The sequence below is a fragment of the Komagataeibacter intermedius TF2 genome (assembly GCF_000964425.1).
Taxonomy (GTDB): Bacteria; Pseudomonadota; Alphaproteobacteria; order Acetobacterales; family Acetobacteraceae; genus Komagataeibacter; species Komagataeibacter intermedius.
The window spans coordinates 1-11,243 of sequence record NZ_BANF01000130.1; the positions used below are offsets into that span (position 1 = coordinate 1).

Annotated in this window: 8 protein-coding genes; 4 read left to right on the forward strand and 4 right to left on the reverse strand. The window is 62.4% G+C overall.

Translation table 11 applies throughout. The annotated features are described in order from the left end of the window. Positions 1-212: EAL domain-containing protein (locus B7449_RS13715; RefSeq protein ID WP_048883716.1), on the forward strand; the 212-nt coding region annotated here is incomplete at its 5' end. Between the two features lie 49 nt (positions 213-261). After that, on the forward strand, positions 262-1,995 hold the full coding sequence (locus B7449_RS13720) for a putative bifunctional diguanylate cyclase/phosphodiesterase (protein WP_039736209.1): 1,734 nt from the start codon (positions 262-264) through the stop codon (positions 1,993-1,995). 207 nt (positions 1,996-2,202) lie between these two features. Here the strand turns inward: B7449_RS13720 and lpdA are convergent, their stop codons facing one another. From lpdA to zapE, 4 genes are all read right to left on the reverse strand, one after another. After that, on the reverse strand, positions 2,203-3,939 hold the full coding sequence (gene lpdA / locus B7449_RS13725; RefSeq protein ID WP_039736210.1) for a dihydrolipoyl dehydrogenase: 1,737 nt from the start codon (positions 3,937-3,939) through the stop codon (positions 2,203-2,205). 68 nt (positions 3,940-4,007) lie between these two features. After that, on the reverse strand, positions 4,008-5,267 hold the full coding sequence (gene odhB / locus B7449_RS13730) for a 2-oxoglutarate dehydrogenase complex dihydrolipoyllysine-residue succinyltransferase (RefSeq protein WP_039736211.1): 1,260 nt from the start codon (positions 5,265-5,267) through the stop codon (positions 4,008-4,010). A 120-nt stretch (positions 5,268-5,387) separates the two neighbouring features. Then, complete coding sequence (locus B7449_RS13735) at positions 5,388-8,261, reverse strand: 2-oxoglutarate dehydrogenase E1 component (protein WP_039736213.1); 2,874 nt, start codon at positions 8,259-8,261, stop codon at positions 5,388-5,390. Between the two features lie 350 nt (positions 8,262-8,611). Then, positions 8,612-9,814: a cell division protein ZapE gene (gene zapE / locus B7449_RS13740; protein ID WP_039736217.1), complete on the reverse strand. Its 1,203-nt coding sequence runs from the start codon at positions 9,812-9,814 to the stop codon at positions 8,612-8,614. 120 nt (positions 9,815-9,934) lie between these two features. Here zapE and B7449_RS13745 point away from each other — a divergent pair, with 120 nt between their 5' ends. Both B7449_RS13745 and B7449_RS13750 read left to right on the forward strand, forming a co-directional pair. Next, positions 9,935-10,273, forward strand: coding sequence for a carboxymuconolactone decarboxylase family protein (locus B7449_RS13745; protein ID WP_039736214.1), 339 nt, complete (start codon positions 9,935-9,937; stop codon positions 10,271-10,273). 78 nt (positions 10,274-10,351) lie between these two features. Beyond that, a complete protein-coding gene (locus B7449_RS13750) occupies positions 10,352-10,996 on the forward strand; it encodes a 2OG-Fe(II) oxygenase (RefSeq protein ID WP_039736216.1) in 645 nt (214 codons plus the stop codon). Positions 10,997-11,243: the final 247 nt, after the last annotated feature.

The following is an 11,243-nucleotide window of genomic DNA, read 5'->3' on the forward strand; positions in this document are numbered from 1 at the left end:
GCATGACGGTCGTGACCGAAGGGGTGGAGACCGAACAGCAGCGCCAGCTGCTGGAGGAACTGAACTGCGACGTGATGCAGGGCTACCTGTTCGCCAAGCCGCTGGCCCCCGACGATCTGGAAAAATGGGTGCGGCAGCACAAGACGATCAAGAAGGTCCCGCCGCCGGTCGCAGCCGCCAAAACTGTTTCCGACAAGAAGAAATCGTCCTAGATTGAATACCGGTAATTCCCCGTTTCCCGCTCCGTATCGAGGTAACAGAATGTCCGCACACCATGATAACAGGCTTCGTGCCCTAACACATGAAGATGCCGACTTCTGGGCGGATGTGGTCGATAATGTCCTGATCGTGGCGGTCACCGACCGCAAGGGGATCATTACCTACGTTAACGACAAATTCTGCCAGATCAGCCAGTATTCGCGTGAAGAACTGCTGGGCCATACCCACCGTATCCTGAATTCCGGGGAACATAACAAGGCGTTCTTCCGCGACATGTACCGCACCCTGTATTCGGGGGAGACATGGTATGGCAACCTGTGCAACCGCGCCAAGGATGGCAGCCATTACTGGGTGGCGACCACCATTATCCCCCACAAGAACGCAAACGGGGACATAAGCGGGTTCGTTGCGACCCGTTTCGAGATTACCGAACTCATGAACACCAAGGTCCGGCTGAAAAAGCAGGCCGCGACCGATGTCATGACCGGACTGCTGAACCGTGGGGGGTTCAACGCAAGCCTTGTCACCGCGGTCGAGGCCAGCAAGCGCCGTAACGCCGACCCGCAGGTGCTGGTGATGTTCGACCTTGACGGCTTCAAGCCCGTCAATGACATCCATGGCCACCATGCTGGTGATGAAGTGCTCAAGACCATTGCGGCCCGCCTGATTGAAGTGATCGGGCCGCAGGATGCCATAAGCCGTCTGGGCGGGGATGAGTTCGCGGTGATCCTGCATCACAGCCTGAAGCACACGCCGCTACAGACCATCCTGAACAGGATCCAGAACCTGCTGGAGGAACCAATCATGCTGGACAGCGCCACCGTGCGCATTTCCGGCAGTATCGGCGCCACCCCCATCACCAGCGAGGATACGCTGGAGGGACTGCAGAAAAACGCCGATGTCGCGGTCTATGCCGCCAAGCAGGCGGGCGGCAAACAGGCACGCATGTTCACGCCCAGCCTGCACAAGACCACGATGGAACGGGCCAAGATCCTGTCGGAAGCCCGGCAGGGTGTCGTGGAAAAACAGTTCGAGGTCTATTACCAGCCCATTCTCAACGCCCGCACCGGCAGGATCGAACAGGCGGAAGCCCTGATGCGCTGGCACCATCCCGAACGTGGGCTGCTATCCGCCGGTGCCTTTACCGATGTGTTCGCGGATTCGGCGCTGGCCCAGATCATGGAGACGCATCTGGTACAGTCCTTCCATGATGATATCCTGAAATGGAAGGAAGCGGGTCTTCCCAGCCTGCGGCTGGCGGTCAACCTGTCGCATCTGGACCTGCTGAACCTTGAACAGCAGATCGACCTGTTCAGTGAAATCAGGCAGCTCAACCTTGATCCCGGCACTTTCATGCTGGAAGTCACCGAACAGATGCTGCAGGGACGGCGCGCGGAAAAAAGCCGCCTGCGCCTGCGTGGGCTGGCGGAAGACGGGTTCGGTCTGGCGATGGACAATTTCGGATACGGCACGGTGCGCCTGTCCACCCTGCGGGAACTGCCGTTGCAGTCACTGAAGCTGGACCGTTGCCTGGTCCGCAATATCGGGTCGGATACCAAGGCGCGTAGCCTTCTGGCCTCGCTCATCAAGCTCGGTCACGGCTATAACCTTGCCGTAACGGTGGAAGGCGTGGAAACGCAGGATGAATTCGATACGGTGCGCAAGCTGGGTGTGGATTATGTGCAGGGGTTCTTCATTTCGCCTGCGGTCTCCGCCACGGAACTGATCCGCATCACTCGCGAAGAAGCCTGGAACCCCGCACCGACCGCATCCTGATGCTTGCGCCATCGCTTCCCTGCGGTTACCCCGTTCATTTGTAATTAAAAGACGTTTTTGGGTGCTGTCTTTTTTCAAAAAGGTGGCGTTTCCTGAAGGATTTTTGAAAAAAATCTTCCCAGAAAATTATAAAAGTCCTGTTTCATAAACAAAAAAACCCACCCGGCAGCAGACCTGCCGGGTGGGTTTTCTTTTAATCACGCCAGATCAGATATGGATCGCGCGCTTGTCCACATCCAGCGCCGCTTCCTTCACCGCTTCGCTCAGCGTGGGATGGGCGTGGCAGGTGCGTGCGATGTCTTCCGACGATGCGCCGAATTCGATCGCCATTGTGCATTCGGCAATCAGTTCGCCCGCCATCGGACCAATGATATGCACGCCCAGCACCTGATCGGTGGTTGAATCGGCCAGAACCTTTACAAACCCGTCCGTCATGCCGATGGCGCGCGCACGGCCATTGGCGGTGAAGGGGAATTTGCCAACCTTGTAGGAAACACCTTCTTCCTTCAGGTTTTCTTCGGTCTTGCCGACGGTTGCGACTTCCGGCCAGGTGTAGACCACGGCGGGGATGGCACCGTAATTGACGTGGCCTGCCTGACCGGCCAGCAGTTCGGCCACGGCAACGCCTTCTTCCTCGGCCTTGTGCGCCAGCATCGGGCCCGCAATCACGTCGCCAATGGCATAGATGCCCGGCACGCTGGTGGCGTAATGCGCATCGGTTACGATCCGGCCACGCCTGTCCAGTTCAATGCCCGCTTCTTCCAGCCCGAAGCCCTTGCTGGCCGCCGTACGGCCAATGGCCAGCAGAACCACGTCGGCTTCCAGCGTTTCAGCGGTTCCACCCTGCGCAGGCTCCACGGTCAGCGTCACGCCCCTGGCGGATTTTTCCGCCCTGGTCACCTTGTGGCCCAGCTTCATCTTCAGGCCCTGCTTCGTCAGGATGCGCTGGAACGTCTTGGCTATTTCGTTATCGGTGCCGGGAACCAGACGGTCGAGGTATTCGATCACCGTCACATCCGCGCCCAGCCGGTGCCATACGCTACCCAGCTCAAGACCGATCACGCCGCCGCCGATCACCACCATCTTTTTGGGCACGGCCGAAAGTTCAAGCGCGCCAGTGGAGGTGACGATCTGCTTTTCATCAACATCCACACCCGGCAGGCCTGCGCTGTCGCTGCCGCTCGCGATCACGATATGCTTGGCCGTGACCGGCTTGCCATCAACCGTGATACGACCTGTGCCTTCAACCTTGCCGACACCCTTGAGCCAGGTGACCTTGTTCTTCTTGAACAGGAACTCCACGCCCTTCACGTTGGCATCGACCACGGACTGCTTGCGCGCCATCATCTTCGCCAGATCCAGCTTCACGCTGTCGATGATGATGCCCATCTCGCCATATTCATCCTTGGCGGCATGGAAGTTTTCGGACTGCTGCAACAGCGCCTTGGACGGGATACAGCCCACATTGAGGCAGGTGCCCCCAAGGGTCGCGCGCTTTTCCACGCATGCCACCTTGAAACCAAGCTGGGCGGCGCGAATGGCGCAGACATAGCCACCCGGTCCCGCACCGATCACGATCACATCGTAATCCGTTTCGGCCGGAGCCTCTGCGGCAGCCTTGGGTGCGGGTGCAGCAGCAGGGGCCGTGGCGGCCGGTGCGGGCTGGGCCGGCCTGGCGGCAGCGGGTGTTGCCTTCTGGCCACCCGCGCCGGGGGTCAGGGTGGTCAGAACGGTGCCGACTTCAACCTCGTCGCCTTCCTTTACGGCATGCGCGCCCAGTACGCCTGCCTGCGGGGCGGGGACTTCCACGCTGACCTTGTCGGTTTCCAGTTCGGCGACCGGATCATCCGCGTTCACGGTATCGCCGGGCTGCTTCAGCCACTTGCTGACCGTAGCCGTGGTCACACTTTCGCCCAGCGTGGGCACCTTGATGTCGATTGTCATGTCTATTCAGTCCTGCTTGCTATGCGGTTGCGCGTAGGGGCCGCGCATGGGCACGGCCCCGGCAGGCATCAGACCTGCAGCAGCAGACGGCGCGGGTCTTCCACGTTCTGCTTGACCCGCACAAGGAAGCTGACCGCTTCCTTGCCATCCACGATCCGGTGATCGTAGGTCAGGGCGATATACATCATCGGGCGGATCACGACCTGTCCGTCAACCGCCACCGGACGATCCTGGATGGCATGCATGCCAAGGATGGCCGACTGCGGCGCATTGATGATGGGCGTGGACATGAGCGAGCCATAAATCCCGCCATTGGTGATCGAGAACGTTCCGCCCGACAGTTCATCAATCTTCAGCGTGCCTTCGCGCGCCTTCTTGCCAAAGCCCGCGATGGTGCTTTCGATTTCGGCAAAGCTCATCTTGTCCGCATCGCGGATCACGGGCACGACCAGCCCGTTGGGGCCGCCCACGGCAATGCCCAGATTCACGAATTCACGGTAGATCACGTCATCGCCGTCGATTTCGGCGTTGATGGCCGGGAATTCCTGCAGGGCCGCGATCACCGCGCGGCTGAAGATGGACATGAAGCCCAGCTTGGTGCCGTTGTGCTTCTTGACGAACAGGTCCTTGTATTCCGCGCGCATCTGCTTGACGGCGGACATATCCACTTCGTTGAAGGTGGTCAGCAGGGCTGCGGTGTTCTGCGCATCCTTCAGGCGACGGGCGATGGTGCGGCGCAGGCGCGTCATCTTCACGCGTTCCTCACGCGGGTCGTCCTGACGGGGCGGGCGCGCGGCAGCGGCAGGCTGGGTTGCACGCGGCTGCGACAGGAACGACTGCACGTCACCCTTGGTGATCCGGCCATCCTTGCCGGTGCCGGTGCCGACCTGGGCTGCGGACACGCCCTGCTCGGTCATCATCTTGCGCGCGCTGGGGAACGCCACGGCCGCGGCACCCTGTGCCGCGACATCGGACGGCGGCGTTGCCGGACGGGCAACCGGACCATTGGCGACGGGCTGGGCCTGCACGCCTGCGGGGGCGGCTTCCTTCTTCGGCGCGGGAGCCGCCGCAGGCCTGGGGGCGGCGCCACTGCCGGCCTCGATCGTGGACAGCACGGTGCCGACCTCGACTTCCTCGCCTTCGGGAACCAGCAGCGGGCCAAGCACACCAGACTGCGGCGCGGGAACTTCCACGCTGACCTTGTCGGTTTCCAGTTCCACCAACGGGTCGTCTTCCTTCACGGCATCACCGGGATGCTTCAGCCATTTTGCAACGGTTGCTGTGGTAACACTTTCACCCAGTGTCGGTACCTTGATATCGGCAGACATCTTTTAATTCCCAATCCCTTTGCCGCCCTGGCGCATCGGATACGTCCGGGCGGCCTTATCATTATTCAGGGAAACGGCCAGATCGCCGTTCCCATTTCCCTTATGCGTAACCCGTGACGGTCAGGCGCTGACACCCAGCGCCCTGTTCACCAGCGCCGTCTGTTCGGCAACATGGACCTTCGCCAGCCCCGTGGCGGGACTTGCCGCCGCCACACGCCCGACATAGGCCGGTCGCGTGCTCTTGTGGCCAACCGATGTCAGCACGCCTTCGATCAGGCGATCGACAAAGTTCCATCCACCCATGTTTTCCGGTTCTTCCTGGCACCAGATCACCTTGGCCTGCGGATAGCGGGCCAGTTCCTCGGCCAGCATCTTTTCGGGGAAGGGATAGAACTGTTCCAGCCGGAGGATGGCGACATTATCCAGCTTGCGCTCACGCCGTTCGGCCAGCAGGTCGTAATAGACCTTGCCCGAACAGATCACCACGCGGTCGACCTTGGCGGGGGCTGCGATCTGGTCGATTTCGCCAATGACCGGCAGGAAGCGCGTGCCCGGACCGAAATCCTTCAGTTCCGACACCGCCAGCTTGTGACGCAGCAGGGATTTCGGCGTCATGATGATCAGCGGCTTGCGGTAATCAAGGAACAGCTGGCGACGCAGGGCGTGATAGTAGTTGGCGGGCGTGGTCAGGTTGCATACGCGCATGTTGTTTTCAGCGCAGAGCTGGAGGTAACGCTCCAGACGGGCGGAGGAATGTTCTGGCCCCTGCCCTTCGTACCCATGCGGCAGCAGCATGACCAGACCGGACATGCGCAGCCACTTGGTTTCACCCGATGCGATGAACTGGTCGATGATGACCTGCGCGCCGTTGGCGAAGTCACCGAACTGCGCTTCCCACAGCACCAGCGCGTTCGGGTCGGCCAGCGAATAGCCGTATTCAAACCCGAGCACACCGAATTCGGACAGCAGCGAGTTGTATATCTCGATCGCAGCCTGATCCTTGGTGATGTTGTTCAGCGGCACGTAGGTGTTCTGGTTGATCTGGTCGATCAGCACCGCATGACGCTGGCTGAACGTGCCGCGCTGGCAGTCCTCGCCCGACAGGCGGACATGGTGCTTTTCCAGCAGCAGCGTGCCAAAGCCCAGCGCCTCGCCCGTGGCCCAGTCAATTCCCTGGCCCGTTTCGAACATCTTGGCCTTGGCCTTGAGCTGACGGACGATCTTGGAATTGGCATTGAAGTCATCGGGCACATGCGCCAGCGCCGCACCGACTTCCTTGAGCGTGTCGATCGCCACGCCGGTTTCCGGCGCGGGACGGGTAGCGTCCACCGGCGGTGGCTTCAGGCCCTTCCACGCGCCTTCCAGCCAGTCGGCCTTGTTGGGCTTGTAACCCTGTGCTGCCTGATAGGCTTCTTCCAGCCTGTTGTGGAAGCCGTCCCATTCGGCCGTGACCTCCGCCTCTGTCACGACGCCTTCGCGCACCAGACGGTCGGAATACAGCGTGCGGATGGTCGGGCGCGCGGCAATGGCCTTGTACATGGTGGGCTGGGTGAAGGACGGTTCGTCGGACTCGTTATGACCGTGGCGACGGTAACCCACGATGTCCAGCACCACGTCGGATGCGAACTTCTGGCGGAACTCGGCCGCAAGGCGGGAGCAGTAGATCACCGCTTCCGGCTCGTCACCATTGACGTGCAGGATCGGGGCCTGCACCGCCTTGGCCACGTCCGTGCAGTACAGACCGGAGAAGGAATGGACCGAAACGGTGGTGAAGCCGATCTGGTTGTTGACCACGACATGGATCGTACCGCCGGTGCGGTAGCCGATCAGCTGCGACATGGCCAGCGTTTCATACACGATGCCCTGACCGGCGAACGCCGCGTCACCATGCAGCAGCAGGCCCATATGGCGGCCGCGCTGGTGGGGGTCGTCATCATCCTGTGTCGCGCGGACCTTGCCGATCACCACCGGGTCCACCGCCTCAAGGTGCGAGGGGTTGGGCTGGAGCGAGATATGGACCGGAGTGCCGCCGATCTCGACATCGGTGGAAGTGCCGAGATGGTATTTCACATCGCCCGACCCCTGCACGTCGTCCGGCTTGAAGGACGCGCCGGCGAATTCGCTGAAGATGGCGGTGTAGGGCTTGCGCACGATGTTGACGAGCGTGTTCAGGCGCCCGCGATGCGGCATGCCGATGGCAACCGACCGCACGCCGCCAGCCGCCGCCTGATCAATGATCGCGTGCAGCGCGGGAATGGTCACGTCCTCGCCCTCAAGGCCGAAGCGCTTGGTGCCGACATACCGCTTCTGGCAGAAGGACTCGAAGCCTTCCGCTTCGGTCAGCTGCTGCAGGATGACCTTCTTCTGCTCGGGGCTTGCGCCCCTGCGCCAGTTGTCACCTTCCAGCCGCGCCTGCACCCACATGCGCTGTTCGGGGTCCTGGATATGCATGAACTCGGCGCCGATCGGCCCGCAATAGACCGAACGCAGGGCATCAAGCACCTGGTTGATGGTCGCGGTATCGGTCCCGATCAGGCTGGCGACGGTGTGGCCAAGGTAGATCGGGCGATCAAGGTCCCTGGGGCCGAAACCATAGGTTGCCGGGTCAAGGTCGGCATGGGGCTGGGGCACCTGCAGGCCCAGCGGGTCCAGTCGGGCCTCAAGGTGGCCACGCACGCGGAAGGCGCGGATCAGCTGGGTCGCGCGCAGGCTGTCATCAGCCGCGGCCCGCAGCCCTTCGGCCGTGACCCCCGCCGCCTTGCCATTGGGCAGGGGGGCCGGTTCATCACCGGTGATGATATGCGGACGCGGCGCCCAGGAGGCCCCTTCCGCATCATGAACGATTTCCGGACCATCCTCATGCAGTTCCTGGAACAGGGAGGCAAAGGAAGGATCGACGCTGTTGGGATCGGCCACCCAGCGCGCATACAATTCAGCCAGATAGGCCGTATTGGCGCCACTGAATGCGGTCGAAAGAATATCTACGCCCGCCATATTGAAGACATCTCCTCGCTGGCGGCCTTTTTTGGCCGCGCTATTGTCGGATCCGGCATGTCATTTTTCACCGGCCCGATTTGTATCGCTACCCTAGCCGCACCCTTGCCGGGATGCCGCCATCATTCATCAGGATCAGGTCTGCTTGCCGCGCATACTGACATTTTCGTGCCTGTCCCCCGAAGGCGGGGACCGGCGTGCGGAAAACGTCCATATCCGCAGCCTTTGCCCCGGCTGATGCGAACTTGCCCATACCCAAGCAAAGACCGTCCTGCTTGCCTACCGCCTGACCAGTCACACCACCGCCATAACCGTCACGATGGCGTGACCCTTTCATCCCCTGTCCGCTCCTATGCGTTCAGGTGCGGCAGCTGCATATAGGCCGCGCTCTGCATTTCCTCCAGACGCGACGCGGTCCGTTCGAACGCGGTGGCGCCCTGCCCCTTTGCATACAGTGCGTCCGGCCTGTCCTCGGCTGAGGCGAACAGCTTGACGTTCTGTTCGTACAGCGTGTCGATCAGGACGATGAAGCGCCGGGCCTCGTCAAAATTATCCGGCCCCATACGCGGGACGCCATCCAGGACAAGGTTGGGGAACCGCGTGGCCAGCGCCAGGTAATCACCTGCGCCCAGCGGCCTGCCGCACAGGTCGGCAAAGCTGAAGCGCGCGACCGGGCCCGCGGCCTGATCCACCTTCAGGCGGCGGCCCATGATGTCCAGCGTGACCGGCACGACCGGCGCGCCATCGGCCAGCCGGGTGAAGATCGAGTCGAGCGCACGGCGCGCCGCGTCATTGGCGGGGATGATCCATGTCTGCATCCCCCGCGCGTTGCCCCGGCGGTAATCGCGCGGGGAATCGAGGATGACGGTATCCACTTCCTTGAGAATCGCGGCAATGAACGGCTTGAAGGCATCAGCGCCCGGACGGTCCTGGAACAGGTCCTCGGGTTTCGTGTTGGATGTCGCCACCACCACCACGCCATCGGCGAACAGGTAGTCGAACAGGCGGCCAAGGATCATGGCGTCGGCAATGTCGTTGACCTGGAATTCATCAAAGCACAGCAGCCACGCTTCCTGCGCGATCTGGCGCGCCAGCGGCGGGATGGGATCGGTCAGGCCAGGATCGGCCACCTTCATGTCATGCAGGCGCTGGTGCACGTCCTGCATGAAGCGGTGGAAATGAACCCGGCGCTTGTGCTCCACGGGGGCGAGGCTGAAGAACAGGTCCATGAGCATGGTTTTGCCACGCCCCACCTGTCCCACCATGTAAACGCCGCGCGGACGCGGGGCCTCGGTGGCGTGGTGCCCCGACAGGCCCAGGCGCGCCTTCAGCCCGCCCAGCCAGCCCGAGGCCTGCGGCGCGTGCTGCTGGACCACCGGGTGGTAGTCACGCAGTTCACGCCACAGGCGGTCGAGCCGGCGGGCGGCCTTTTCCTGTTCCGGGTCACGATCAAGACGGCCAGAAGCCACACGGGCCTCATAGGCGGCGAGGGGGCCGGTACCTGCGGGCAACGCCGCAGCGGACGGGCGGGCGGGGGCTATGTCTGTATCCATGGTATTTCGGCGATAGTCCGTAACAAACACCCCATCAAGGGCGCAAACTCGCCAAACTGTGTCATGACAGGGGTTCTCTCCATCTGGTGAACTGAAACCAGCCAGAATGGAGAGTTTGTGATGACTGACTGGAACGCCTACCGCGCCCACCTGGGCGACTCTATCAAAGCATTCGCGGCGCTCGCGCCCGACACCATCAAGGGACTCCAGACGCTGGATGGCGCTGCCGCGCGCACCGGAAAGCTGGATGCCAAGACGCGTGAACTGATCGCGCTGGCGGTTGCCGTGACCACGCGGTGCGACGGCTGCATATCCGTCCATTCCACCGCCGCGGTGAAGGCCGGGGCCACGAAAGAGGAAATTGCCGAGGCGCTGGGCGTTGCCGTGGCGCTGAACGCAGGGGCGGCCACGGTCTATTCCAGCCGGGTGCTGGACGCGGTGGACACGGTCACGGCCTGACCCCCGTACGCATGCTTGCGGGGGGGGCGTGTCCGGGCCTAATCTGGGGGCTGCTTAGTGACCAGCTTGCAGGATGGCATGATCCAACCCGTCACCCCCGACTATGCGGCGCTGGAGACAGCGCCCGTGTCCACCGCGCCGTTCGCGCATGTGGTGGTCCCGCATTTCATCAGGCCCGATGACCTGCATGCCCTTGCCGCAAGCCTGCCCGACATCCGCTCCGGCGGGTCCTTCCCGCCCGGCGCGCTGACGCTTTCGCCGCTTATGGCGCAGCTGGTGACGGAACTGGAAGGACCACGGCTGCGGACCCTGATCGCGCGGAAATTCGCGCTGGATCTGGATACCGCCCCCACCATGCTGACCCTGCGTGGACGCACGCGGGCGAAGGACGGACGCATTCACCGCGATTCCGCCAGCAAGCGCGTAACCGTCCTGCTGTACCTGAATGCTGGCGACGACACCGCATGGGCACGGCATGAAGGCTGCCTGCGGCTGCTGCGCAACGGCCATGATCTGGAAGATTTCACGGTCGAGGTTCCGCCCGTCAACGGCACGCTGCTGGTCTTCCCCAACGGGCCGGACACATGGCATGGCCACCGGCAGTACGTCGGCCCCCGCCACACCATCCAGCTGAATTACATGACCAATGATACCAGGGCGCGCAACGAATTGCGCCGCCACCGGTTATCCGCCCTGACAAAGCGATTGCCCTGGGTGGCCTGACACGGACCCGGCCATTGTTTCGACACGGACATTGGTCATAATGGTCCCGTTATCCGCCTTCACGATATGTCGAGGTTCTCAAACTCCATGCATCTGCGCAAACTTACTGCTTCCCTCCTGTCAGCCAGTCTTGCGCTGGGTATACTGACAACGGCTATGCCGGCCGCGCAGGCCCAGCCGTGGCATGGCGGTCCCCGTGGTGGACGTGGCGGACCGCCCCCGCCGCCGCCGCGTGGCGGTTATTATG

Coding starts and splice junctions, on each gene's coding strand:
- B7449_RS13720 (WP_039736209.1), top strand. CDS start 262: ATGTCCGCACACCATGATAACAGGCTTCGTGCCCTAACACATGAAGAT.
- lpdA (WP_039736210.1), bottom strand. CDS start 3,939: ATGACAATCGACATCAAGGTGCCCACGCTGGGCGAAAGTGTGACCACG.
- odhB (WP_039736211.1), bottom strand. CDS start 5,267: ATGTCTGCCGATATCAAGGTACCGACACTGGGTGAAAGTGTTACCACA.
- B7449_RS13735 (WP_039736213.1), bottom strand. CDS start 8,261: ATGGCGGGCGTAGATATTCTTTCGACCGCATTCAGTGGCGCCAATACG.
- zapE (WP_039736217.1), bottom strand. CDS start 9,814: ATGGATACAGACATAGCCCCCGCCCGCCCGTCCGCTGCGGCGTTGCCC.
- B7449_RS13745 (WP_039736214.1), top strand. CDS start 9,935: ATGACTGACTGGAACGCCTACCGCGCCCACCTGGGCGACTCTATCAAA.
- B7449_RS13750 (WP_039736216.1), top strand. CDS start 10,352: ATGATCCAACCCGTCACCCCCGACTATGCGGCGCTGGAGACAGCGCCC.